This window comes from Amycolatopsis sp. NPDC114505 (assembly GCF_055633615.1).
Genome location: NZ_JBVKDV010000001.1, coordinates 3,180,284 through 3,202,099, shown reverse-complemented (window position 1 = coordinate 3,202,099; position 21,816 = coordinate 3,180,284). Strand labels below are relative to the sequence as shown.

Sequence of the window (21,816 nt, the reverse complement as noted above, 5' to 3'; positions counted from 1 at the left end):
TATGACCAGCTTTTCCTTGACGAGTGTCCAAGAGACTCTTGACGACTGTCCAGGCCTTGACGATGCTGGGCGCCGACCCGCTCGAGGAGGAGGAGTTCATGGGGCGGCACGACCTGTCCGGGCGCGCGGCGCTGGTCACCGGCGACAGCCCCGAGCTCGCCGCGGCACTGGCCGCCGCCGGGGCCGCCGTGGTGGTCGCCGGCACCCGGGAGGAGCTCGGCCGCGAGAGCGGCGCCGCGTTCGTCCGGCTCGACGTCACCGACGACGCGAGCTGGGAGCGGGCCGTCACCGAGACGATCGCCCGGCTGGGTGGCCTGGACATCGTGGTCAACAACGCCGAAGTCGAGCTTCCTGGCCCGCTCGCCGACCTGGACCCGGCCGGCCTGCGGCGGATGCTCGACGTCAACGTCCTCGGCACCGCGCTCGGCATCAAGCACGCCTTCCGCGTGATGCGCCCGGGCGGCGCGGCCGGGAAGGGCGGCGCGGTCGTCAACATCGCGTCGGTCGCCGCGACCACCGCCGTCCCCGGCACCGCCGCCTACTCCGCGTCGAAGTCCGCGGTCGACCGGCTGACCCGGGTGGCCGCGGCGGAGGCCGGGAAGCTCGGCTACGACGTGCGCGTCAACTGCGTCTACCCCGACGCCGGCCGGCTCGGCGAGGGCACCGGCCTGGCCGACGCCGTCGTGTTCCTCGCTTCCGACGCCGCCCAGTTCGTCACCGGGGCCGGCCTGCCGGTCGACGGCGGGCCGCCGGCCGCCACGGCCGGAGCTTCTCCGGGTTCCGCACGGCCCAGATCCGCCTGATCACGCCGCCGGCGACGTCGAACGCGAGCACCGTCTCGACCACGCCGTCGCGTGAGGCCACCAGCCCGGGCCGGCCGTTCACCACCCGCTCCGACAGCGTCATCGCCGGCACCCGCTCGGTGATCTGCACGGTGTAGCGCGCCACCCGCTGCGCGCCCGCGACCGGGTGCGCCACCGTGCTGGCGAGCCCACCCCCGTCGGCGACCGCGACGACCGACGGGTCCAGCAGCCCGACCAGGCCCGCGATGTCCTTGGCCTCCCAGGCTTCCTTGAACGCCCGGACGACGGAAGCACTCCGCGCGGGCGAAGGCGCCGGAGCGGGACGAAGACGGCGACGGGCCGACGACGCGAGCTGGCGGCACGCGGCCGGCGTACGCCCCACGATCGAAGCCACCTCCGCGAACGGGTAGCCGAAGACGTCGTGCAGGACGAACGCCACCCGCTCCGCCGGGGTCATCGCCTCGCACACGACCAGGAACGCCATCGTGATCGACTCGTCGAGCAGCGCCAGCTCGGCCGGGTCGGTGAGGCTGTCCGACGGCACCGGCTCCGGGATCCACTCGCCGGTGTACCGCTCCCGGCGGACCCGCGCCGAGCCCAGGACGTCCAGGCAGATCCGGCTCGCGACCGTGGTCAGCCACGCGCCCGGCCGGTCGATCGCGTCCCGCTGCCGCCCGGGCAGGGCGTACCACCGGCCGTACGCCTCCTGGACGACGTCCTCGGCGTCGCTCAGCGAACCCAGCAGCCGGTAGGCGATCCCGATCAGCCGCGGCCGTTCGGTCATCACGTCGTTCTCGCTCACACGCCCCTGACGAATCCCGGCGGCGATCTGTGACAGGCGTACGCGCTCCGGCGTAGCCGCAAGTGCCGTACGTCGGCGGACGACCGCGGCGTCCCCGGTCACCACCATGGAGCCATCCCAGAAGGAGGAGCCATGACTCTCAAGCCCCGGGCCCGGAAGTGGTACCTGGTGGCCCACATCGTCTCGGCGGGTCTGTGGATCGGGATGGACGCCGTGCTCGGCATCCTGGTCTGCACGGCGCTGATCTCGGGCGACGCCGCCGTCGTCGCGACCAGCCTGCGGGCGCTCGACCTCTTCGCCGTCTGGCCGATGCTGATCGCCGCGCTGCTCACCCTTGCCAGCGGGGCCGTGCTCGGGCTCGGGAGCAAGTACGGCCTCGTCCGGTACTGGTGGGTCGCGGTGAAGCTGACCGTCAACGTCGTCATGGCGCTGCTGATCCTGTTCGCGCTGCGGCCCGGGATCGCCGAGGCCGTCGAGCACCCCGAAGGCCTGCTCTACCCCGTCGTCGTCGCTCCGACGCTCTTGCTGTTCGCCAGCGTGCTCTCGGTCTTCAAGCCGTGGGGCCGCGTCCGGAAGGAATCCCATGACCCTGCCCGTCGCTCTGCCCGTTCAAACGACCGCACTGACCAAGCGCTACGGACCGGCCGCCGCGGTCGAGGACCTGAACCTGTCGGTGCGCGCCGGTGAGGTGTACGGCTTCCTCGGCCCGAACGGTGCCGGGAAGACGACCACGCTGCGGATGCTGCTCGGCCTGATCCGGCCGACCTCCGGCCGCGTCCGGGTGCTCGGCGCCGAACCGGGGCCCGGCAGCCTCGCCCGCGTCGGCGCGCTGATCGAAGGCCCGGCCTTCTACCCGTACCTGTCCGGCCGGGCCAACCTGCGGGTCCTCGCCGACCACGCCGGCGTGCGGCGCACGCGCGTCGACGCCGTGCTCGACGTCGTCAGCCTCGCCGACCGCGCGAAGGACAAGTACTCGACGTACTCGCTCGGCATGAAGCAGCGGCTCGGCCTGGCCGCGGCGCTGCTGAAGGAGCCCGAGCTGGTCGTGCTCGACGAGCCGACCAACGGCCTCGACCCGGCCGGCATGGCGGACATGCGGGTCACCCTCCGCAAACTCGCCGCCGACGGCTGCACGGTGCTGCTGTCCAGCCACCTGCTGGCCGAGGTCGAGCAGATCTGCGACCGCGTCGGCGTGCTCGACCACGGCCGGCTCGTCAGCGAAACCACCGTCGAGGACCTGCGGGCGGGCGGCGCGCTGCGCGTCGTCGCGGAGCCGCTCGAGCGGGCCCGTGACCACTTGAGCCGGCTCTACGGCGGCGTCCGCGTCGAAGGGAAGGCCCTCGAATTGGACGTCGACCCCGGTGCGGCCGGGCGGGTCAACGCCGAGCTGGTCGGCGCCGGGATCACCGTCACCGAGCTGCGCTGGCACGAACCCGACCTGGAACAGACCTTCCTCGCCCTGACCGGAGGTACCGATCATGCTGCGTGACATCCGTGCCGAGCTGACCAAGCAGGCCCGCCGCCCGGCGAGCTGGCTGCTGCTCGCCGTCGCCGTCGTGCTGTCGCTGACCTTCGGCTACGCCGTCCCGTACGCGGGGTTGAGCGGCGCCGCCGGTCCCCCGGGCTCCGGCCGCGGGCTCGACGGGATGCTGCCCGGGGCGTTCATCGGCAGTGCGCTGGGCGGCCTGCCGATCTTCGTCGGCGCCCTCGCGCTGATCTTCGGCGTGCTGGTCGCGGGCAGCGAATACGGCTACGGCACCTGGAAGACCGTGCTGGTGCAGCACCCGTCGCGTGTCGCCGTCTTCACCGCGAAGCTGGTCACCGTCGCGATCGGAGCGCTGGCCGTGGTGCTCGCGCTGTTCGCGGCGACCGCCGGGGCAAGCGTGCTCGTCGCGTCGCTGAAGGACCGGCCGCCGGTCTGGCCCGCGGTGTCCGACGTCCTGCTCGGCCTCGGCGCCGGCTGGCTCGTCACGACGATGTGGGGCGCGCTCGGCGTGGTCCTCGCGATCGGGCTGCGGTCGGTCGCGCTGCCGATCGGGCTCGGTCTGGTGTGGCTGCTGGCCGTGCAGAACCTCCTCGCGTCGATCGCCGCGCCGCTGCTGGACTGGGTCGCGCAGCTGCAGAAGGCCCTGCCGGGGCCGAACGCGGGCGCGCTCGCGGCGGCGTTCGGGGCGAGCGCACCGGGCGTCGATCCGATCGTCGGGTCCGCGCAGGCCACCGCCGTGCTGGCCGCGTACGTGGTCGCCTTCGGCGTGCTCGGCGCCTGGCTGCTGCACCGCCGCGACATCGCCTGATGAGGGGGTACCGGCCACCGGTGCGGTGAGCCGGGGCACGCGTCCGTCCGGTGTAGTGTTTGCCGGTCCGACCGGCGGGTGACCCACGTGAGGTGCCATGACAGTGCGGCGGTACCCAGTCGCGGTCCTGCTCGTCGTCGTCACGGTGGCACTGGTCGTGGTGAACGGCTTCGCGTTCTGGGGCGACACCTTCGCCCTCTGGATCGACGACGCCATGCAGCTGAGCGCCGGGGTCGGCGCGGTCGTCTGCGGCGTCCTGCTCGCGCGCCGCGTCCGCGGGCACCAGCGCTGGTGGCGCGTGCTCGTCGCGATCGGCATGGCCGGCTGGTCGCTCGGCCAGTGCGTCTGGTCCTGGTACCAGCTGATCGACGGGCGCGGGCTGCCGTCGCCGTCGCTGGCCGACGTCGGCTACCTCAGCTTCCCGGTGTTCGCGCTCGCCGCCCTGTTCGTCCTGGCCCGCGCGCGGATCCGGCCGGACCGCGAACGCTTCGAGCCCGCGCAGTGGACGGCGCACTTCGGCGTCGCGGTGGTGCTCGACGGCCTGATCGTCACCGGCTCGCTGTTCATCCTCACCTGGACCGCGGCGCTCGGGCAGCTGGTCCGGGCCACCGCGCCGGACAAGCTGACCTGGGCCGTCGCGATCTCCTACCCGCTGTCGGACCTGGTGATCGTGGTCGTCGCCGTGCTGCTGGTCGTGTTCGACCGGGTGGACCGGCCCTACCGCAAGAACCTGCTGCTGGCCGCCGTCGGGATCGTCGCGCTCGCCGCGTCCGACAGCGTGTTCGCCTACCTGGTCAGCATCGGCGCGGAGAGCATGAAGCCGTGGTCGGACGGCGGATTCGTGCTCGGGCCGCTGTTCATCGCCTTCGCCCTGTTGGTGACGCCGGGTCAGCGGCGGCACGACGAGGCGGGCCCGGTGGGCGGCGTGGACTGGTGGCAGCTGGCGCTGCCCTACGTCCCGGTCACCGCCGTCGCGCTGCTGATCACCGGGCAGCTGCTGGCCGGCGCCGGCCCGGACGGCGTCGAGGTGGTCGTCGGCGTGCTGGTGGTGTTCCTCGTGCTCGCCCGGCAGCTGCTTTCCTTGCTGGACAACAGGTTGCTGCTGCGCCGGGTCTACGACGGGCAGCAGCAGCTGACCCACCAGGCCTACCACGACCCGCTGACCGGGCTCGCGAACCGCGCGCTGTTCGCCGACCGGCTGGACCGGGCCGTGGAGTCCACCGACCGCACGCTCGTGCTGATCTTCGTCGACCTGGACGACTTCAAGGAGGTCAACGACCGGTTCGGGCACGCCGGCGGCGACGTCCTGCTGCACGCCGTCGCGCAGCGGCTGCTGAGCTGCGTGCGCGCGGGCGACACGGTCGCGCGCCTGGGCGGTGACGAGTTCGCGATCCTGCTGGAGGGCGAGCTGGACGCGCCGCAGGCGGTCGCCGACCGGATCCAGGGCGCGCTGCGGCGGCCGTTCGCGGTGCACGGCACGCTCGTCCCGGTCCGCGCGAGCATGGGCCTGGTCGTGCCGGACCCGGCCGAGCCGCTGGTGACGTCGGACGTGCTGCTCGGCCGCGCGGACACGTCGATGTACGCGGGCAAGCGGCTGGGCAAGGACACGACCGTCGTCTACCGCCCGTCGCAGGACGGGCCGCCGGACTTCCCGTCCGCCTTGCGCCGGGCGAAGGGCGGCATCCCGGACGGCTTCGGGCTGGTGTTCCAGCCGATCGTCCGGCTGGCCGACGAGACCCCGGTGGCCGTGGAGGCGCTGGCCCGCTGGACCACCCGCGACGGCACGGCGGTCTCGCCCGAGACGTTCGTCCGCGCGGCCGAGGGCGCGGGCCTCGGCGCCGAGCTGGACGCGCTGGTGCTGGACCTGGCGTGCCGCGAGATCACGGCGGCCGGGCTGGACCTGACGGTGCACGTCAACGTGTGCGCGAGCCGGCTCGGCGCGGCCGCGCTGGAGCAGAGCGTCGGGTCCGCGCTGGAGCGCTACCGGCTGCCGGCGTCCCGGCTCGTCGTCGAGATCACCGAGACGGTGCCGGTGCCCGACCTGGCGGCGGGGGCGGCCGCGATCCGGCGGCTGCAGGCGCTCGGCGTGCGGGTCGCGTTGGACGACTTCGGCGCGGGGTACAGCTCGCTGACGGTGCTGCACGCGCTGCCGGTCGACCTGATCAAGCTGGACCGGGCGTTGACGACGGGAGTGCAGCCGGAGCGGGACGCGGCACTGTGCCGGTCGCTGGTCGGGCTGTGCGCGGACCTCGAGCTGGACGTCGTGGCCGAAGGGATCGAGACGGCCGAGCAGGCGTCGCTGGTCATCGCGGCGGGGTGCACCACGGCGCAGGGCTACCTGTACGGCCGCCCCGCGCCGCTTTCGGCACTGCGTCTCTCGGCGATCCCCGCGGGTTAGTCCGCGCGGACCCCGGGTGGGAGGACGCCGAAGATCGTCGCCGTCGAGCCAGCACCCTTGCGGTTGATCGGGCCGCCCGCGAGCACCCAGGCGCCCGTCGTCGGGAGGGCCTTCAGGTTCGCCAGGATCTCCAGGCTGATCCGGTGCCGCTGGTAGACGAGCTTCGACACCGTGTACGTCTCGTCGGTGCCGACGTCCGGGCTGAACGTGTCGGTGCCGGTTCCTCCTCTACGTCCTAGCCGTCCGGTGTCGATCAGCCACTGGACCGCCGGGATCGAGAAGCCGGGCTGGTGCAGCACGCCGTCCGCGTCGGTGTTCGGGTAGGCCGGGGTGCCCCACTTGGCGTCCCAGCCGGTCCAGAGCACCACGACGGACTCGTCGGGGATCCGGCCGTGGCTCTTCTCCCACGCCTTGAGGTCGTCGATCGTCACGCCGTAGTCGGGGTTGTGCTTGACCTTCGTTCTCACGTCGATCTTGACCGCGGGCCGGAACAGGTCCGCCGGGTCCATGTCGTCGGCCAGGGGCTGGCCGGTGTTGAAGTGGCCGGGCGCGCCCCAGTGCGTGCCGGTGTGCTCGCCCTCGCGGACGAACTGGAGGTAGTAGCCGTCGTCGGGGATCGTGGCGATGGTTTCCAGCGAGAAGGCCGGGTCGCCGGGGAACACGTTGGTCGTGGCGGGGTCGTTGACGTGCGACAGGTTGACCAGGTTCAGCTGGTCCAGCCGCACCGGCGGCGTCGCGGGCTGGGCGGCCTGGGCCGTCCGCCCGGACACCGCGGCGCCGAACACCCCGGCCAGCCCCGCGGCCAGCACCCTGCGTCTCATCGGCATGGGGATCACCTTTCACCGGAACACCGCCCGGACGGCGGCCTGCTCGGTGATATCACCCGAGCCGCGCGGGGCCAAGGAGTTGCGCGAGGATGGACGCATGGACGACGACATCGAAGACCACGCCGACGAAGGCATCCTCGACCCCGAGGACACTTTGGACGACCGCGACGAGCAGGCGGAGGGTTATTCACCGCCGGAACGCCCGCGGGGCACCGAAGAGTGGGGCACGACCGCGCGCGAGGCCGCCGAAGGCGAGAGCTGGGAAGGCCGGCTGGCCCGCGAAGAACCGGACCTCGCTTCCGGCGACGACGGCGACGGCCTCGGCGACAGCGAAGACTCCGACGGCGAGCTGATCGACGACGAGGTCGGCGACGTCCGCGCGGGCCGTCTGGTGGCCACGGACGAGGGCTTCGGCGCGGACACCGACGAAGAGCTGTACGCGTCCGACGCGGGCATCGACGGCGGCGCGGCGTCGGCCGAGGAAGCGGCCGTCCACGTGATCGACCCGTCGCGGCGCTGGTGACGTGACGGGGCCGGACCCACCCCCACGACGAGTCCGGCCCCGATTTCGCGAGCGGCCTAATCCTTTCCCCCGTCCGGCGCGTGGGGTAGGCGGCAGAGCGGTCATGTCCGGATCCGGCCGGACCCGCCCGCGCTGCCGGAAGGGGACACGGGATGCTCGAAGGGCTGCTGACACCCGGCGCGGGCGCGCTGTACGACACGATGGTGCGCACCGGGCCGCTACCGATGGACGACCCGCGGGCCGAGAGCCCGGAGATGCGGGAGCTGTTCGACCGCGGGTTCGTGCGTCACGACTACCGCGAAGACCCGGTCATCGCGCCGATGGAGCCGGTGCGCGCGGTCGACCACGCCATCCTGGGCGCCCAGCAGCAGCTGCTGGAGCAGCAGCGGCAGATCGTCGCCGCGCGCCAGCAGCTCGACGTGCTGCAGGCGGTGTACCGGGCGGCGAACGGTTCGGGCGGCGACGCGGCGGTCGAGGTGCTGACCGACCCGCGGCGCATCGGCTCGCTGTCGCTGGAGCTGTGCCTGTCCGCGCGCGAGGAGTTCCTGACGTTCACGACGCACCACTTCAAGCGCAAGCCGGACGCGAGCACGGTGATGCGCCTCCCGGACGCGGTGACCGAGCGCGGAGTCGTCCTCCGCAACGTCTACGAGCGCGCGGCATTGGAGTTCGAAGGCGCGAAGGCGGTCGTCGACGCGAGTGTGGCGGCGGGCTGGACCATGCGGGTGGCGCCGGAGCTGCCGATGAAGATGGTGATCGCGGACCGCCATTCGGCACTGGTCCCGCTGGACCCGAGCGGCATGGAGGGCGCGCTGTTCATCCGCAGCCCGACGATCGTGGCATCGCTGCGGATGCTGTTCGAGCTGGTCTGGAGCCAGGCGGTGGCGGTGCAGGGGCCGTCGTCGCAGCCGCGCCACGGTCTGACCCCGACCCAGGCGAAGGTCCTGGACCTGCTGGCGACGGGCATGACGGACGGCGCGATAGCGCGGCACCTGGACGTGAGCGAGCGGACGGTCCGCCGGCACGTACAGGGGTTGCTGGAGGCGCTGCAGGCGGACAACCGAGTGGCGGCGGTCTTCGCGGCGACCCGGCTGGGCTGGCTGGGCTGAGGCCCGGCCTGCGCTGCGCCTGAGGCTGGGCTGGGCCGCTGCGGGGATGAAGGCTGACCTGGCCGGAGCCCTGGCCGGGCCAGCGCCTGAGCCGTTGCAGGCGGACAACCGAGTGGCGGCCGTCTTCGCGGCGACCCGGCTGGGCCGGCTGGGCTGAGGCCCGGGCTGCGCTGCGCCTGAGGCTGGGCTGGCTGGGCTGAGGCCCGGCCGCTACTGAAGCTCCCGGCACTCCGGCGGCCCGCCGGTCCAGATCCACACGCAGATCGGCCTCGGCTTGCCGACGGGGCCACTGCCGGCCGCCGCCGAAGCCGCCGGCGCCGTCAGCGCGCCGAACGCCGCCACTCCGACGAGTGCCGCGGCCAGACCGGCCCAGGCTCGCTTGCGCATGTTCGTCCTTCCCCGAGGTGATCTTCCCAGGCCAACCTAGGGCGGGGGCCCTGTGCACCGGCAGGGGCGGGTTCGGCCACTGTCCGCTTCCGGCCACCGTCCGCCCGGGTGCGGGGCGGCTCGGTCCGGGTGAGCGGGCCGGCGTGGTCCGGACGACCGGCCCGGGCGCGGTCCGGGAGACCAGCCTGGCGCGGTCCGGACGACCTCCGGGCGTTGCCGCTCGCGCCCGAGCCCGCTGCCGAGCGGGCACCCCACCGGCACACGAGCCACGTCCCCGGTGCCGCCGGTTCGCCGGAGACGAGCGGATGAAAGCCGGCGGAGCGACCCCGGCCCGGCCGGAACCGGACGTTGGCCGCCCTCGACCGGTGCGCGCGGGGCGGTGCGCTCCTACCGTCGGGGCATGGGTGAGGACGCGCCCCCGCGCTGGTGGGCCGAGGAGGGTGCGCGGCCCCGGCCGGAGCCCGTGGGCTGGTGGCCCGAGGCCGACACGCTGCACTGGGTCCAGGTCCGCCGCACCGCCGACGACCCACCCGGCTAGCGTGCCCGGCGGCAAACGCCCCACGCCGAACCGGGCGCCGAACGCGACACAACCGAGGTCAAGCCGGGTTGTACTCGCGCACCGCGTCGAGGTACTCGGCGATCGCGTCCCGGTTGCGCAGCAGGCACTCCGCTCGGCGCTCCATCCGGTCGCGCTCCTGCTCCAGCGTCGCGATCATCTCCGGGGTCGCGTCGGGGAAGTAGATCGCGCGGGGCTTGTCGAGGCAGGGCAGGATCTGTTTGATGATCCGGGTGGGCAGCCCCGCGTCGAGCAGCCCGCGCACCTGGATCACGCGATCGACCGTCGCGGAATCGTAGTCGCGGTAGCCGTTCGCCCCGCGCGCGGCGATGATCAGCCCCTGCTCCTCGTAGTACCTGAGCAGCCGGCGGGCCGTGCCGGTGCGCTCCGAAAGCTCCCCGATCCGCATGTGCGCCACCTCACGTAGACCTTCACACGTATGTGAAGGTTCGAGCATAACGGCATGAGAAGCCCACTCCTCGCCCTCACCACCGCCGCGTTCGTCACCGTGCTCACCGAGGCGCTGCCCGCCGGCGTGCTGCCCGGCATGAGCGCGGGCCTCGGCGTCGGCGAGTCCGCGGCGGGCCAGGCCGTGACGGTCTACGCCCTCGGCACGGCCCTCACCGCGATCCCCCTCGCCGCGGCCACCGCGGCCTGGCCCCGCAAACGCTTGCTGCTGGCCGGGGTGGGCGGGTTCGCCGTCGCCAACACCGTGACGGCGCTGTCCGCCGACTACCCGCTCACCATGGTCGCGCGGTTCGTCGCCGGGGTGGCCGCGGGCGTCGTCTGGGCGCTGCTGGCCGGGTACGCGCGCCGGCTCGCGCCGCCGGACAACCAGGGCCGGGCCATCGCGGTCGTGATGGCCGGCATCCCGCTCGCGCTTTCGCTGGGCATCCCGGCCGGGACGTTCCTCGGCGGCCTGTTCGGCTGGCGCTCGGCGTTCGGCGTCATGTCGGTGATCGCCGTCGTGCTGCTCGGCTGGATCGCCGCGCGGGTCCCGGACCAGCCCGGACAGGCCGGCGGCCGGGTGCCGGTCCTGCGCACGCTCACCGTGCCGGGCGTCGCGCCCGTGCTGGCCGTGACGCTGGTGTTCGTGCTGGCCCACACCGTGCTCTACACCTACGTCGCCGCGTTCCTCGGCCACGCCGGGATGGGCGGCGCGGTCGACGTCGTCCTGCTGGTCTTCGGCGTCGCGTCGATGGCCGGGATCTGGGTCGTCGGCGCGCGCATCGACCGCGCGCTGCGCGTGCTCACCGTGCTCAGCACGATCCTCGTGGCGGTGGCGGCGACGCTCCTGGCGACCGCGGCGGGCAGCCCGGCGCTGGTCTACGCCGCCGTCGCGCTGTGGGGCCTCGGCTGGGGCGGCGTCCCCACCCTCCTGCAGACCGCCGCCGGGAACGCGGGCGGCGACGCGGCCGACAACGCGCAGGCCATGCTCGTCACGCTGTGGAACGCGGCGATGGCCGCGGGCGGCGTGCTCGGCGGCGTCCTGCTCGACGCCGCCGGGCCGACGGCGTTCCCCTGGACGCTGCTCGTGCTCCTGGTCCCGGTGCTCGCCGTGGTGCTCGGCGCCCGGCGGCACGGGTTCCCGGTGGCGTCCTGAGTGGACGAAGGGCCCGGGCGGGTTCCCGCCCGGGCCCTCCAGTTCGTGGTCAGCAGCGGCCGGCGATGGCCCGCAGCAGTTCCGCGTTCGCGGTGTCGCCCGACAGCTCCCAGGCGAACACGCCGCCCAGCCCCTGCGACTTCGCGTAGCCGGCCTTGGCCGACGCCGTCTCGGGCGTGTCGTAGCTCCACCACTGCGAGCCGCACTTCGCGTACGCCGTACCGGCGATCTTGCCGTTGGCCGGGCACGTCGTCTTCAGCACCTTGTAGTTCTCGACGCCGTCCTCGCCGGTCGTGGTGCCCGTCGCGGGTCCGGTGGCGGTGCCGCCGGGCTGCTTCTGCGTGACGCCGTCCCAGCCGCGGCCGTAGAACCCGAGGCCCAGCAACATCTTCGACGACGGCACGCCCTGGTGGCGCAGCTTCTGGATGGCCGCGTCGGCGTAGAACCCGGCGGTCGGGATGCCCGGGTAGGACCGCAGCGGCGAGTGCGGCGCGGTGGGCCCGGTCGGCTGGCCGCCCGCGACGAAGTAGTCGTAGGTCATCACGTTGTACCAGTCGAGGTAGCGGCTCGCCCCGGCGTAGTCGGTGGCGTCGATCTTGCCGTTCTTCGAACCGTCCGCGGTGATCGCGGCGGTGACGAGCTGCTTGTGCCCGAACTTGTCGCGCAGCGCCTTGACCAGGGCCGTGAACGCCTTCGGCCCGCTGGCGTCGCAGGTGTTGCCGCAGGCGTTCGGGTACTCCCAGTCGATGTCTATGCCGTCGAAGACGCCGGCCCAGCGGGGGTCGTTGACGAGGTTGTAGCAGGACTCGGCGAACCCGGCCGGGTTCTTCGCCGCCTCGGTGAAGCCGGCCGACCAGGTCCAGCCGCCGAAGGACCACAGCACCTTCAGCTTCGGGTTCAGCTTCTTGAGCTGGAGGATCTGGTTGAAGCTGCCGTGCAGCGCGCCGGGCTCGGTGCTGTCGGCCTGGCCGTTGACGCTCATGGTGGCGTCGTAGGGCATGTCGTGGTCGGCCCACGGGTCGCCGACGGCGCAGCCGCCGCCCGTCACGTTGCCGAACGCGTAGTTGATGTGGGTCAGCTTCGCGGCCGAACCGGACGTCTCGATGTCCTTGACGTGGTAGTTGCGGGCGTAGACGTCCCAGTCGGCGAAGTAGGCCATCACCTTGCCCTGGGACTGTCCACTCCGGTCCGGCCCGGCCTCGGCGGCGGGCGGTGCGACAAGGGAGGCGCCGGCCAACGCCAGCGCGGCGACGGCAATGCGTTTTCTCATGCGAAGCAAGGAACTCTCCTTCGGCGAGCCGGCCGGTCGGACGCGGTGAGGCTAACAGGTCCAGACCACTGTGAACCAGGGTCAATCGTTGTGGTCAAAGGGTTTCTCGGTACCCCCGGAGCCGGGTGCGGATTCACGCGTGGGAGGATCAGCCGATGACCGAGTTCGGCTGCGCGCGCTGCTCCGGCGAAGACGCCCTGACCGCGCTGGCTTTCTGCACGACCCGCCTGCGTGAGACCCACCGCCTGGTCGAACAGTCGCATTTCGGCATCTCGCTACGCGTGTGCCCGGAATGCGGCCAGGCGTTCGCCGCGATCTTCACGGAGTTCGTCGACTGGACCGGCGGCGAGGACGCGCAGTACTTCGACTTCGTCCCGCTCACCCCCGCCGAGGTGACATCGTTGGCGGCGCAGGGATCCCGCGTCGACCTGGTGCGCCTGGGCTCACTCGGCAGCGTCCGGCGGCGGCTCTCGTCGAGCTGGCCCACCGGCAAGGAGAAGCGGATCGCCTGGCGGACGGACACTCTTTCGGTGCGCGAAGGCTACTGAGCCAGACGGAGGATCGCGGCGGCCGAACGGTCGACGTCGGCTTCCGTCGTCGTCCAGTTGGACACCGAAATCCGTAGGTACCGGCGGCCACGCCAGGTGGTTCCGCCGAGCCAGCAGGTGCCGTCGCGCTGAATCCGGTCGATGATCGCGTCGGTCCGGGCGTCGTCGCCGAAGGAAACCAGGACCTGGTTGAGGACGACGTCGTTGGCGATCTCGGCACCCCCGTCGGCCAGGGCGCGCGCGAAGCGGCGGGCGAGCCGGCAGCAGCGGTCGACGAGCTCGGCGACGCCGTCGCGGCCCAGTTCCCGCAGCGCCGCCCAGACCGCGAAGCCGCGGGCGCGGCGCGACGACTCCAGCGTGAGGTCGCCCATGCCGGACACCTCGCCGGCGCCGGTCAGGTAGGCGGCGCGGTAGGCGATGGCCCCGGCGTGGACCTCGGGGCGCGCGCAGAAGACGAACCCGGAGTCGTAGGGGACATTGAGCCATTTGTGCCCGTCGCAGGCCCAGGAGTCGGCCAGTTCGACGCCGTCGAGGAGCGCTTTCGTGGCGGGGTTGGCGGCGGCCCAGAGACCGAAGGCGCCGTCGACGTGGATCCAGGCGTTCTTCGCGACGGCGCGGACGGCCCGGATGTCGTCGCAGGCGCCGGTGTTCACGTTGCCCGCTTGCAGGCAGACGATCGTCGGGCCGCCTTGGACTCGCTTCGCGAGGTCGTCGACGTCGATGGCGCCTTGCGGCCCGGCTGCGATGGGCTCGACGGCCCGGGTCCCGAAGCCGAGCAGCCGCAGGGCGCGATCGACGGTGGCATGCCGCTCCTCGCTCGCGAGAACGCGAACGCGCGGAGCACCGGCGAGCCCATCGCGCTCGACGTCCCAGCGGCCTCGGCGAGAACGTGGTGCCGCGCGGCGGCCAGCCCGACGGTGTTCGCGGCCTGCCCACCGGTGACGAAGCCGGCGGAAGCGGTCGCGGGGATGCCGAGCAGCTCCTTCAACCAGCTCCCGGCGGCCGCTTCGGCGGCGGCCGCGGCGGGCGAGAGGACGGCGTTGAAGCCGTTCTGGTCCCAGCCGGTGGCGAGGACGTCGGCCGCGGTGGCGGCGGGGAGGGCGCCACCGACGACGAAGCCGAAGAACCGCGGCCCGGCGGTGGCGACGAGCCCGGGTTCGGCAGCTCGCGCGAGTTCTTCCAGGACGGCGGCGGGTGGGGTGGGGGTGTCGCGGAGCTGCCCGAAGCCGGCGCGCAGGGCGGCGGGGTCGACTTCCCGGGCGACCGGCCGGTCGGCGAGGGAGGCCCGGTGGTCGGCGGCCAGCTCAGCGGCGCGGGCCAGGAGGTCACGCAGTTCGTCCACGGGGTGACTTTAGGCCGGATCGGGTGGGGTGGCGCCGGATTCGGGCGCCGAGGGCCGGGCTGCCAACCTCGATCGCCGGAGGCGCCCGGCCAAGCGGGACGGCCGCCGGATTCGGTCGCCGAGGGCCGGGATCGCCCGAGCAGGCCGGCGGTCGGCCGCCGATTTCCGGGAGCGGGGCGGCCACCGCAACTCGAAGGCGCGTGCCTACGCTGCCTTCGGGTGAGCCGCGCGGCGGTTCTCCCTCGCCAGCTCCACCGTCGTCGCGATCCGGCGCTGCCGGGTCTCCGGGCGCTTGGCCTTCGCGATCCACTCCAGAATCAACCTCCGCGACGACGGCGGGAACGCGGCGAAGTGCCCCGCCGCGACAGCGTCGAACGCCCCCGCCAGATCCGGCGGCACCACTCCGTCCTGCGCCTCAGCCAACACATCCCAAGTCCCCGTCCGCCGAGCCGAGTCGACCACCGCCTGCCCCGCCGGCGTCATCAAACCGGCGCCGGTCAACCTGACCACCCGCTCACGGTTGACCTTGCTCCACGTACTCCGCGGATTCCGCGGCGTGAAGCACAAATAAGTACTCGAACCGTCGCGCTTCAACGCCTTGCTGTCGATCCAGCCGAAGCACAGCGCCTGCTCCATCGCCTCGTGGACCAGCACGCCCGGCTCCGCGCTCGCCGCCCGGCGGATCACCAGCCACACCGCCCGCTCCGGTGGGGCCGCCAGCCACTGCCGCCACTGCGCCACCGACGTGACCTTCAGCACCGCAATTCCTTCCAAAGTCTCCATGCCCACATCGTCGGGGGTGAAGTGTTCATCTTCTGAGCACTTTGACCCGGGAACAATCGGGCACCGCGCGGCGTAGCGTCCTGGTATGGAGACCCCGCTGCACACCGACCGGCTCGTGATCCGGGACTGGACGGTGGACGACGCCGAAGCCGCGTTCGACATCTACGGCGCGGAAGACGTGACGCACTGGCTCACCCCGGCCATGGAACGCGTCGGTGATGTCGGCGCGATGCGTTCGGTGCTGCACGCCTGGCAGGAGACGCAGCCGAACCTGCCGCCGCCGCGGGGGCGGTGGGCCGTCGAGCGCAAGGAAGACGGCGTGGTGATCGGCGGGCTCGGCATCCGGCTGCTGCCGCCGTTCGAAGAGGACCTCGAGCTGAGCTGGCAGCTCAGCCCCGGCTCCTGGGGCCACGGCTACGCGTCGGAGGCGGCCACCGCGCTGATCGAGTGGGCCTTCACTCAGGACACCGAGGAGCTGTTCGCCGTCGCACGGCCGAACAACACCCGCGCGATCGCCGTCGCGAAGCGGCTCGGCATGCAGTGGGTCGGCGAGACGGAGAAGTACTACAACCTGCGGCTGCAGGTGTACCGGATCCGGCACACCGACCTCATCGGCTGACCGGCTCCAGCAGGAAGACGCGGATTTCGCGGTCGCCGGCGCGCACGGCGTAGCGGTCGTAGGCCGGCCAGTACGACGCGACGGCGTCCCACATCTCCTGACGCTCGCCGCCGGTCAGGTGCCGTCCGGTGACCTCGACGGTCCGGCCGCCGATCGCGACCGCCGCCTTCGGCTGGGCCAGCAGGTTCGCCGACCACGCCGGGTGCGCTTCGCCGCCCCAGTTGGAGCCGATGACGACGTACCCGCCGGCGCGCTCGACGTACAGCAGCGGCACCTGCCGGGGTTCGCCGCTGCGGCGCCCGACGGTCGTGAGCAGCAGCGTCCGCAGCCCGACGGCCGCGCCGACGCCGACCCGGCCGCCGCTGATGCGCAGCAGCACCCGGTCGGCGGGCACGAGCGCCCGCCCGAGCACCGCGAACGCCTTGCTCTTGCCGAACCCCGCGAAGACACCCCGCAAACCAGCCACGGTCGAACCCTAGGTCACCACCCCGACGGCGCCGGCGGTGGCACGACCGGCGGCCGGTCGTCGCAGGTGATCGTGTTCGGCAGGAGCCACGGCGCGAGCCAGCCGCCGTCGTTGCCACCGAGGTCCGTCAGCGCGAACTCCGACCCCGTCGGCGGGAAGTTGAACGACCCGCAGTTGTTGACGCCCACCGCGCCGACGTTGCGCGCGTCGACGTTCCGGAACGACGCCGACCCGGCCGACCGCGCGCTCAGCACCGACGTCCCGGTGCCGTCGACGCGCAGGTCCGCGAACTTCAGCCCGGTGATCGTGTACTTGTCCTTCACCGGGAAGTCGCTGACCAGCATGATCGCGTTGTACGTGCTGTCCAGGAAGTGGTCGCCGGCCACCGAGACGTCCGCGGCGATGTCCTGCTCCAGCGCGTAGAACCAGATCGCACCGAGGCCGATCTTCCAGTTCAGCTCGAACGTCCCCGCCCGCACGGTCGTGTTGTCCGCGATCCGCAGCGTCCCGCCGAAGGCCTCGGCGCCGAACCGCGAGCCCACCTGGATCGCGCTGCCTTCGCGGATCGGGTCGGCGACCAGGTTGCCCGAGACCGTGTTGTCGACGCCGCCGTACAGCGCGATCCCGTTGGCCAGCACCGGCGTCTGGACGGTGTTGTGGTCGAACGTGTTCCGCGCGTCCTGGGTCTTCTCCGACCACATGGCCAGTCCGTCGTCGCCGGTGTTGCGGACGAAGTTGTTCCGCACCAGGGAGTCCGTCACTCCCGTGTGGAAGTTCAGGCCGTCGGCGACCTGGTCGGCGATGACGTTGTTCGTGACGCGCGTGTTGCGCATCGGCCCGTCGAACCAGAGGCCGACCTTCGTGTGGTGGAGGTACAGGGAGTCCACAGTGGAGTCGCTGAGCGCGCCGCCGATCGCGTTGACCTGGTCGGTGTCGACGCGTTCCCGGACGTCGCCCTCGATCGCGAAGCCCGAGAGGTGGACGTTCGACGCGTGGTCGCCGTAGAAGCCGACGCCGGTGTGCACCGACCCGTCGGGCGCCGGGGTGCCGAGCGCCACCTCGTGGCCCTTGACGATCGTGTACCAGCTACCGGCGCCTTCGATCGTGACGTCGTCGACGGCGATGTGCCGGTTGACCTGGTACGTCCCGGGCGGCAGGTACACCTTGAGGTGAGCGCGCCGCGCGAAGGAGATGGCGCGGTCGAGGGCGTCGGCCGAGTCGCGGCGGCCCGTCGGGTCGGCGCCGAAGAGCAGCGCGTTGGCCGCGAACGGAACCACCCGCGGCGGCGCGACCTGCTCGGAGTCGAGCAGGTCGACGACCGTCCACGCGGCCGCGCTCCCGGCCGGGACAGTGAGCCGGACCTTGTCCCCCGCCCGGTACGAACGGCCGAGCAGGAGCCGCTGCTCGTCGTAGAAGTGGCTGGGGCGGAACGGTTTCGCGATCACCGGCGCCGGGGTGGTCGCCGCGGGCACGCACGAGCACTCGGTGATCCACCAGTCCGGGTGCAGCAGATCCGCGTTCGGGTCGTTGGTGAACGGGTACTGGTTGTACAGCCAGGAGTACTGCGAGGTCAGCGTCATCCGCTGCCGGTGCGCACCGTTCACGGTGACGTCCAGCGGCGCGGTGATTCCGCCACCGCCGGGCGCGTCCGGGATGCTGTAGCGGACGGTGATCGCGTTCGCGGCGGCCGGCAGCGTGAACTCGACGTACTGCCCCGGCGTCACCTTGACCGCCCGGCGCCCGGACGCTTCGGACGGCAGCGTGTAGGCCGAGCGGTCCGGGCCGATCACGACGCCGTCGGTACGCGCGTTCTCCGCCTCCTGCTCGAGGAAGCCGACGCTCGCGCCCCGCCCGGCGACGAGCGCGGGGTCGAGCGCGGCGCGCGTCACGACCGGCCGGGCCGCGGCGGCCGACGCGGGTGCGGCCACCGAAAGCAGGGTGACGACCGCGACTAGCACGGTTCCGAAGGTGCGTCGCGCCATCGCGGACCTCGATTCTCGAGTGGAGTGCCGCGGAAGAGTAGGTCGCGAATTACTCGCTGCACAAGGTTTTGCTGGAACTTACTCGATAATTGCAGATACTAGTACGGAAGTTGCGCAATCGAACGTCTGGCGCCTGGCCGGGCAGCGGGCCGCGATCACGGCGCTGGCCGAACGGCTCACTCCGGCAGCGAAGGTTCTCGACCTCGGCTCGGGGACCGGGCGCCCGGTCGCCGACCTGCTCACCGCGGCCGGCCTGGAGATCGTCCGCGAAGAGCAAGCGCTGTTCGTTCCCGATCACCCCGATGCCGGGCCCGAGCCGCACGTCTACTTCACCGCGTGCAAGTCTTCGTGAGTCGATCGTGGCGTCAACCGCTCACCAGGCCGATTACTCGTTGGACATGAATTTTACTCAAGTTCGTACGTGTCCCGGGCCTCGGACCCGAGCTAAAGTGAGGAATGGGCATCGAAGCTCTGGCCAGGCCGGTACCTCGCGAACACCGCGAACTGGTCCGCGAAATGCTGACCAGGCTGCCCGAGTTCGCCGACCGCCTCGCCCGGCTGCTCAGCGAAGAAGACGAGTTCTACCGCCAGGTGGAGCACGTCGCGCCCGGTGAGCTGCGGCAGGTCTGCCGGGCCAACCTCGAGCGCGCGCTGACCGCGCTGGTCGACGGCCGCGGCCTCGCCATCGACGCCGCCCGCAAGACCGGGCTCGTCCAAGCGCGCCAAGGCATCCCGCTGCCCGCGGTGCTGCGGGCGTTCCGCATCGGCGGCACCTTCGTCTACGAAGCGCTCCTCGAGCTCGCCGGTCCGGAGTTCCTCAACCCCACCCGGACGATCGAGATCAACTCCTACGTCTGGAAGGCGATCGACCTCTACTCCGACGCCCTGACCACGGCGTACGAGCAGGTCGCGGCCGAGCCGTCGCACGCCGACGCGCGACGGCTGGACGACCTGTTCCGCGGCCGGCTCACCACCCAGGCCGACATGGAGGCCGCCGCCCGGGACCTGGGCCTGCCGACCGCGGGCATGTTCGTCGTCGTGGTCACCGAGCGCGTCGAGCCCGACGAGCACGACACCGTCGAGGCGTTGCTGCGGGCCCGCCGCTGGCGCTCGGCCTGGCGGCCCGGCGGCGAGGCGGGCCTGGTGGCGATCGACCGCATCGAGGACGTCCGGCGGCTGCGCGAAGTGCTCGGGTCGCTGCCGGTCGCGGCCGGGATGAGCAGGCCGTTCAGCGGGTTCCCCGACGTCCCGGACGCGCTGCACCGGGCCCGGATCGCCCGCCGCTCGCTGCCGTCGGCGACCGCGGGCGTGGTGGTGTTCGGCGACTCGCCCGTGACGACGCTGGTCGCCGCCGCGCCGGGGATGGCCCGCGACGTCGTGAGGTCCGCGCTGGCCGGCGTGCTCGCGCTGCCCGGCGCGGAACGCAAGGTCATGCTCGACACGCTGCTCGCTTGGTTCGCCGGCCACGGCTCGGCGAAGGAGGCCGCGGACCGCCTGTTCGTGCACCCCAACACCGTCCGCTACCGGCTGCGGCGCGTGCAGGACCTGACCAAGCGCGACCTGACCGACCCCGTCGACATCGGCGAGCTGTACGTCGCCCTCGAATCGGTGCGACTGGACCCGGAGCCATCGTAGATCGACAGTTACCGATTGACTTTCGATAGATCAGCGGCGATAGTCGTCGCATGCTGACCGAAAGACGCGCGGTTGCCGCGCTCCGGGTGTTCCTCGTGGTGCTGTTCGGGGTCCTCCTCGTGTTCCAGACGCTCTCGCTGCCGGGCGGGATCGCCTACCAGACGAGCCAGAACCCGCACGACGCTCCGCTGCGCTGGCCGCTGACCGCCATCGCGGTGTTCCTCGTGCTGTGCGTCCAGGTGGTGCTGGTCGCGACCTGGAAGCTGCTGACGCTGGTCAAGAAGGACCGGATCTTCACGACCGCATCCCTGAAGTGGGTCGACGCGATCGTCTGGGCCATCGGCGCCGCGTGGCTGGTCTTCGTCGGCATGCTGATCTTCGTCGGCTTCAACGCGGACGACCCGGGGATGCCGATGCTGCTGTTCCTGGTGACCGTCGGGATCACCGTGCTCGGCCTGCTGATGATCGTCATGCGCGCCCTCCTGCGGCAGGCCACCACCCTGCGGACCGACCTGGAATCGGTCATCTGATGGCGATCGTCGTGCGCATCGACGTCGAACTGGCCAAGCACAAGATGAGCGTCGGGGAGTTCGCCGAGAAGGTCGGGCTCACCCCGGCCAACGTCGCCGTGCTGAAGAACGGGCGCGCCAAGGCCGTCCGGTTCAGCACGCTGGAAGCGATGTGCCGGGTGCTCGGCTGCCAGCCCGGCGACCTCCTGGAGTGGGTCGACGACTAGTGCTCGCCCCGGTGGCGGCGGGTGGCCTGGGCGGCCGCGGCGAACCCGTGGTCGAGCATCTCCTTCTCGTACTCCCCGACCGCGTCGAGCAGCGGTGCGCCCGAGACCAGCCGGCCGGCGAGCAGGCCCGCGTCGTGCAGCGCCACCCCCGCGCTGATGCCGGCGGGCGGCATCGGGTGCGCCGCGTCGCCGGCGAGGGTCACCGGGCCCGGTGACCACGGCTCGGGCCTTTCGGCGGTGTAGACGCTCGACGGCACGACGTAGGCCGGGTCGCTCAGGCGGATCAGCGCGGTCAGCGACGGGTGCCAGCCGGCGAGCGTCCGCGCCGCCAGGTCGATCAGCTCCCCGGCGCCCAGCCGGAAGAGGTCCGGGCCGAACGTGGCCGACGGGGCGCCCGCGGCCCACATCACGTAGTCCTGGCCCGGCGGGAAGCCGAACTCGGCCGGGTCGCGCCGGAAGCGCTGGGCGGCGAGGACGAGCCCGCGGCCGTCCGCGCCGGCCACCCCGAGGAAGCCTTCGAGCGCCGCGTCCGGGGTCAGGTCGCGGGCTTCGCCGACCAGCGGCGTGCGGCCGTAGATCAGCCGGTGGTCGTCGACGGTCACCGGGAAGTCCGGCAGCAGCTGCCGCCGGATGCCGGAGCCGACGCCGTCGGCGGCGACCAGCAGGTCGCCGACTTCGGTGGTGCCGTCGGCGAAGCGGACTCGCACCCGGCCGTCGTCGAGCAGGGTGTAGCCGGCGAACTCGGTGCCGAAGCGCGTGCAGCCGGCCAGGTCGCGCAGCATGATCCGGCGCAGCGTCAGCCGGTCGACCGTGAGCCCGCCGACGGTGGGCGGCAGCGGGATCTCGGTGAACGTCCCGAGCTCGGGGCCGGCCACCGTGACCCCGCGCCCGGTCCGGCAGGACGTCGCGGCGGCCTGTTCGTAGACCTCGGCGGGCAGCCACTCGCGCAGGGCCGCGTCGCCGTCGCCGCCGATGTGGATCCGGTAGCCCTGCGCGCGGGCGTCGACCGCGGCGTCGCGTTCGAAGAGCAGGACGTCGACGCCGTGCCGGCGCAGGCCGTGGGCCAGGCACGGGCCGGCCAGACCGGCCCCGCTGATGAGTACTCGCACGATTTACCCCCGAGGTAAGATGGT

At 72.5% G+C, this 21,816-nt stretch carries 24 protein-coding genes and 1 pseudogene; 15 read left to right on the top strand and 10 right to left on the bottom strand.

The genetic code is table 11. The features are described from left to right. The first annotated feature begins 23 nt into the window (after window positions 1–23). Complete coding sequence (locus ACZ7OU_RS15895; protein WP_470255532.1) at window positions 24–803, top strand: SDR family NAD(P)-dependent oxidoreductase; 780 nt, start codon at window positions 24–26, stop codon at window positions 801–803. On the opposite strand, the gene sigJ is transcribed toward ACZ7OU_RS15895, so the two are convergent. Continuing rightward, the gene (sigJ, locus tag ACZ7OU_RS15890) at window positions 715–1,587 is read right to left on the bottom strand and encodes an RNA polymerase sigma factor SigJ (protein WP_470255531.1); all 873 of its coding nucleotides are present in this window, start codon (window positions 1,585–1,587) and stop codon (window positions 715–717) included. The two genes, ACZ7OU_RS15895 and sigJ, sit on opposite strands and share 89 nt — an antisense overlap. Window positions 1,588–1,737: 150 nt before the next feature. Between sigJ and ACZ7OU_RS15885 the strand changes: the two genes are divergently transcribed. The 4 genes from ACZ7OU_RS15885 to ACZ7OU_RS15870 all read left to right on the top strand — a co-directional run bounded on the left by ACZ7OU_RS15885 (window position 1,738) and on the right by ACZ7OU_RS15870 (window position 6,297). Further along, window positions 1,738–2,292: a hypothetical protein gene (locus ACZ7OU_RS15885; RefSeq protein ID WP_470255530.1), complete on the top strand. Its 555-nt coding sequence runs from the start codon at window positions 1,738–1,740 to the stop codon at window positions 2,290–2,292. Next, window positions 2,189–3,094 (top strand): ABC transporter ATP-binding protein, encoded by a 906-nt coding sequence (locus ACZ7OU_RS15880; protein ID WP_470255529.1) that lies wholly within the window; start codon window positions 2,189–2,191, stop codon window positions 3,092–3,094. The genes ACZ7OU_RS15885 and ACZ7OU_RS15880 overlap by 104 nt, the downstream gene beginning before the upstream one ends. Beyond that, a complete protein-coding gene (locus tag ACZ7OU_RS15875) occupies window positions 3,084–3,899 on the top strand; it encodes an ABC transporter permease (protein ID WP_470255528.1) in 816 nt (271 codons plus the stop codon). Before ACZ7OU_RS15880 ends, ACZ7OU_RS15875 begins: the two co-directional genes overlap by 11 nt. 97 nt (window positions 3,900–3,996) lie before the next feature. Further along, window positions 3,997–6,297 carry a putative bifunctional diguanylate cyclase/phosphodiesterase gene (locus ACZ7OU_RS15870; RefSeq protein WP_470241214.1) on the top strand — a complete coding sequence of 767 codons (2,301 nt, stop codon included), beginning with the start codon at window positions 3,997–3,999 and terminating at the stop codon, window positions 6,295–6,297. On the opposite strand, the gene ACZ7OU_RS15865 is transcribed toward ACZ7OU_RS15870, so the two are convergent. Further along, complete coding sequence (locus ACZ7OU_RS15865) at window positions 6,294–7,124, bottom strand: cyclase family protein (protein WP_470241215.1); 831 nt, start codon at window positions 7,122–7,124, stop codon at window positions 6,294–6,296. The two genes, ACZ7OU_RS15870 and ACZ7OU_RS15865, sit on opposite strands and share 4 nt — an antisense overlap. A 97-nt stretch (window positions 7,125–7,221) precedes the next feature. Here ACZ7OU_RS15865 and ACZ7OU_RS15860 point away from each other — a divergent pair, with 97 nt between their 5' ends. Both ACZ7OU_RS15860 and ACZ7OU_RS15855 read left to right on the top strand, forming a co-directional pair. Beyond that, a complete protein-coding gene (locus tag ACZ7OU_RS15860) occupies window positions 7,222–7,647 on the top strand; it encodes a DUF5709 domain-containing protein (RefSeq protein WP_470241216.1) in 426 nt (141 codons plus the stop codon). 152 nt (window positions 7,648–7,799) lie between these two features. Further along, complete coding sequence (locus ACZ7OU_RS15855) at window positions 7,800–8,756, top strand: LuxR C-terminal-related transcriptional regulator (RefSeq protein ID WP_470241217.1); 957 nt, start codon at window positions 7,800–7,802, stop codon at window positions 8,754–8,756. A gap of 210 nt (window positions 8,757–8,966) precedes the next feature. On the opposite strand, the gene ACZ7OU_RS15850 is transcribed toward ACZ7OU_RS15855, so the two are convergent. Next, window positions 8,967–9,143 (bottom strand): hypothetical protein, encoded by a 177-nt coding sequence (locus ACZ7OU_RS15850; RefSeq protein ID WP_470255527.1) that lies wholly within the window; start codon window positions 9,141–9,143, stop codon window positions 8,967–8,969. Window positions 9,144–9,543: 400 nt separating this feature from the next. Here ACZ7OU_RS15850 and ACZ7OU_RS15845 point away from each other — a divergent pair, with 400 nt between their 5' ends. Further along, window positions 9,544–9,681, top strand: a complete 138-nt coding sequence (locus tag ACZ7OU_RS15845; RefSeq protein WP_470241219.1) for a hypothetical protein — start codon at window positions 9,544–9,546, stop codon at window positions 9,679–9,681. A 58-nt stretch (window positions 9,682–9,739) separates the two neighbouring features. Here ACZ7OU_RS15845 and ACZ7OU_RS15840 read toward each other — a convergent pair whose 3' ends face one another. Beyond that, window positions 9,740–10,108 carry a MerR family transcriptional regulator gene (locus ACZ7OU_RS15840; RefSeq protein ID WP_470255526.1) on the bottom strand — a complete coding sequence of 123 codons (369 nt, stop codon included), beginning with the start codon at window positions 10,106–10,108 and terminating at the stop codon, window positions 9,740–9,742. Between the two features lie 54 nt (window positions 10,109–10,162). On the opposite strand from ACZ7OU_RS15840, the gene ACZ7OU_RS15835 reads away from it, so the two are divergent. Next, entirely contained in the window at window positions 10,163–11,302 is a 1,140-nt protein-coding gene (locus ACZ7OU_RS15835; RefSeq protein ID WP_470255525.1) for an MFS transporter, read from the top strand. 49 nt (window positions 11,303–11,351) lie between these two features. Here the strand turns inward: ACZ7OU_RS15835 and ACZ7OU_RS15830 are convergent, their stop codons facing one another. Next, window positions 11,352–12,572 (bottom strand): glycoside hydrolase family 18 protein, encoded by a 1,221-nt coding sequence (locus ACZ7OU_RS15830; RefSeq protein WP_470255524.1) that lies wholly within the window; start codon window positions 12,570–12,572, stop codon window positions 11,352–11,354. A gap of 155 nt (window positions 12,573–12,727) precedes the next feature. Between ACZ7OU_RS15830 and ACZ7OU_RS15825 the strand changes: the two genes are divergently transcribed. Beyond that, the gene (locus tag ACZ7OU_RS15825) at window positions 12,728–13,120 is read left to right on the top strand and encodes a hypothetical protein (protein ID WP_470255523.1); all 393 of its coding nucleotides are present in this window, start codon (window positions 12,728–12,730) and stop codon (window positions 13,118–13,120) included. Here the strand turns inward: ACZ7OU_RS15825 and ACZ7OU_RS15820 are convergent. Together ACZ7OU_RS15820 and ACZ7OU_RS15815 are read right to left on the bottom strand one after the other, a co-directional pair. Then, window positions 13,114–14,453: pseudogene (locus ACZ7OU_RS15820) on the bottom strand (pyridoxal phosphate-dependent decarboxylase family protein). The gene ACZ7OU_RS15825 and the pseudogene ACZ7OU_RS15820 sit on opposite strands and share 7 nt — an antisense overlap. A 213-nt stretch (window positions 14,454–14,666) precedes the next feature. Beyond that, window positions 14,667–15,245, bottom strand: a complete 579-nt coding sequence (locus ACZ7OU_RS15815; RefSeq protein ID WP_470255522.1) for a YdeI/OmpD-associated family protein — start codon at window positions 15,243–15,245, stop codon at window positions 14,667–14,669. An 85-nt stretch (window positions 15,246–15,330) separates the two neighbouring features. On the opposite strand from ACZ7OU_RS15815, the gene ACZ7OU_RS15810 reads away from it, so the two are divergent. Then, window positions 15,331–15,864 carry a GNAT family N-acetyltransferase gene (locus tag ACZ7OU_RS15810; RefSeq protein WP_470255521.1) on the top strand — a complete coding sequence of 178 codons (534 nt, stop codon included), beginning with the start codon at window positions 15,331–15,333 and terminating at the stop codon, window positions 15,862–15,864. On the opposite strand, the gene ACZ7OU_RS15805 is transcribed toward ACZ7OU_RS15810, so the two are convergent. After that, window positions 15,854–16,321, bottom strand: coding sequence for a nitroreductase family deazaflavin-dependent oxidoreductase (locus tag ACZ7OU_RS15805; RefSeq protein WP_470255941.1), 468 nt, complete (start codon window positions 16,319–16,321; stop codon window positions 15,854–15,856). The genes ACZ7OU_RS15810 and ACZ7OU_RS15805 overlap by 11 nt on opposite strands. A 23-nt stretch (window positions 16,322–16,344) precedes the next feature. Next, window positions 16,345–18,288: a glycosyl hydrolase family 28-related protein gene (locus ACZ7OU_RS15800; RefSeq protein ID WP_470255520.1), complete on the bottom strand. Its 1,944-nt coding sequence runs from the start codon at window positions 18,286–18,288 to the stop codon at window positions 16,345–16,347. A 10-nt stretch (window positions 18,289–18,298) separates the two neighbouring features. Between ACZ7OU_RS15800 and ACZ7OU_RS15795 the strand changes: the two genes are divergently transcribed. The 4 genes from ACZ7OU_RS15795 (at window position 18,299) to ACZ7OU_RS15780 (ending at window position 20,683) form a co-directional block, all read left to right on the top strand. Beyond that, window positions 18,299–18,664, top strand: a complete 366-nt coding sequence (locus ACZ7OU_RS15795; protein ID WP_470255519.1) for a hypothetical protein — start codon at window positions 18,299–18,301, stop codon at window positions 18,662–18,664. Window positions 18,665–18,768: 104 nt separating this feature from the next. Further along, window positions 18,769–19,947, top strand: a complete 1,179-nt coding sequence (locus ACZ7OU_RS15790; protein ID WP_470241227.1) for a PucR family transcriptional regulator — start codon at window positions 18,769–18,771, stop codon at window positions 19,945–19,947. Window positions 19,948–19,997: 50 nt separating this feature from the next. Beyond that, the gene (locus ACZ7OU_RS15785; RefSeq protein WP_470241228.1) at window positions 19,998–20,477 is read left to right on the top strand and encodes a DUF2975 domain-containing protein; all 480 of its coding nucleotides are present in this window, start codon (window positions 19,998–20,000) and stop codon (window positions 20,475–20,477) included. After that, complete coding sequence (locus tag ACZ7OU_RS15780; RefSeq protein WP_470241229.1) at window positions 20,477–20,683, top strand: helix-turn-helix domain-containing protein; 207 nt, start codon at window positions 20,477–20,479, stop codon at window positions 20,681–20,683. The genes ACZ7OU_RS15785 and ACZ7OU_RS15780 overlap by 1 nt, the downstream gene beginning before the upstream one ends. On the opposite strand, the gene ACZ7OU_RS15775 is transcribed toward ACZ7OU_RS15780, so the two are convergent. Next, window positions 20,680–21,792: an FAD-dependent oxidoreductase gene (locus ACZ7OU_RS15775; RefSeq protein ID WP_470255518.1), complete on the bottom strand. Its 1,113-nt coding sequence runs from the start codon at window positions 21,790–21,792 to the stop codon at window positions 20,680–20,682. The genes ACZ7OU_RS15780 and ACZ7OU_RS15775 overlap by 4 nt on opposite strands. Between the last annotated feature and the right edge of the window lie 24 nt (window positions 21,793–21,816).

Coding starts and splice junctions, on each gene's coding strand:
- ACZ7OU_RS15860 (WP_470241216.1), top strand. CDS start 7,222: ATGGACGACGACATCGAAGACCACGCCGACGAAGGCATCCTCGACCCC.
- ACZ7OU_RS15850 (WP_470255527.1), bottom strand. CDS start 9,143: ATGCGCAAGCGAGCCTGGGCCGGTCTGGCCGCGGCACTCGTCGGAGTG.
- ACZ7OU_RS15835 (WP_470255525.1), top strand. CDS start 10,163: ATGAGAAGCCCACTCCTCGCCCTCACCACCGCCGCGTTCGTCACCGTG.
- ACZ7OU_RS15790 (WP_470241227.1), top strand. CDS start 18,769: ATGGGCATCGAAGCTCTGGCCAGGCCGGTACCTCGCGAACACCGCGAA.
- ACZ7OU_RS15815 (WP_470255522.1), bottom strand. CDS start 15,245: ATGGAGACTTTGGAAGGAATTGCGGTGCTGAAGGTCACGTCGGTGGCG.
- ACZ7OU_RS15865 (WP_470241215.1), bottom strand. CDS start 7,124: ATGCCGATGAGACGCAGGGTGCTGGCCGCGGGGCTGGCCGGGGTGTTC.
- sigJ (WP_470255531.1), bottom strand. CDS start 1,587: ATGACCGAACGGCCGCGGCTGATCGGGATCGCCTACCGGCTGCTGGGT.
- ACZ7OU_RS15880 (WP_470255529.1), top strand. CDS start 2,189: ATGACCCTGCCCGTCGCTCTGCCCGTTCAAACGACCGCACTGACCAAG.
- ACZ7OU_RS15885 (WP_470255530.1), top strand. CDS start 1,738: ATGACTCTCAAGCCCCGGGCCCGGAAGTGGTACCTGGTGGCCCACATC.
- ACZ7OU_RS15840 (WP_470255526.1), bottom strand. CDS start 10,108: ATGCGGATCGGGGAGCTTTCGGAGCGCACCGGCACGGCCCGCCGGCTG.
- ACZ7OU_RS15875 (WP_470255528.1), top strand. CDS start 3,084: ATGCTGCGTGACATCCGTGCCGAGCTGACCAAGCAGGCCCGCCGCCCG.
- ACZ7OU_RS15810 (WP_470255521.1), top strand. CDS start 15,331: ATGGAGACCCCGCTGCACACCGACCGGCTCGTGATCCGGGACTGGACG.
- ACZ7OU_RS15855 (WP_470241217.1), top strand. CDS start 7,800: ATGCTCGAAGGGCTGCTGACACCCGGCGCGGGCGCGCTGTACGACACG.
- ACZ7OU_RS15870 (WP_470241214.1), top strand. CDS start 3,997: ATGACAGTGCGGCGGTACCCAGTCGCGGTCCTGCTCGTCGTCGTCACG.
- ACZ7OU_RS15785 (WP_470241228.1), top strand. CDS start 19,998: ATGCTGACCGAAAGACGCGCGGTTGCCGCGCTCCGGGTGTTCCTCGTG.
- ACZ7OU_RS15830 (WP_470255524.1), bottom strand. CDS start 12,572: ATGAGAAAACGCATTGCCGTCGCCGCGCTGGCGTTGGCCGGCGCCTCC.
- ACZ7OU_RS15845 (WP_470241219.1), top strand. CDS start 9,544: ATGGGTGAGGACGCGCCCCCGCGCTGGTGGGCCGAGGAGGGTGCGCGG.
- ACZ7OU_RS15825 (WP_470255523.1), top strand. CDS start 12,728: ATGACCGAGTTCGGCTGCGCGCGCTGCTCCGGCGAAGACGCCCTGACC.
- ACZ7OU_RS15780 (WP_470241229.1), top strand. CDS start 20,477: ATGGCGATCGTCGTGCGCATCGACGTCGAACTGGCCAAGCACAAGATG.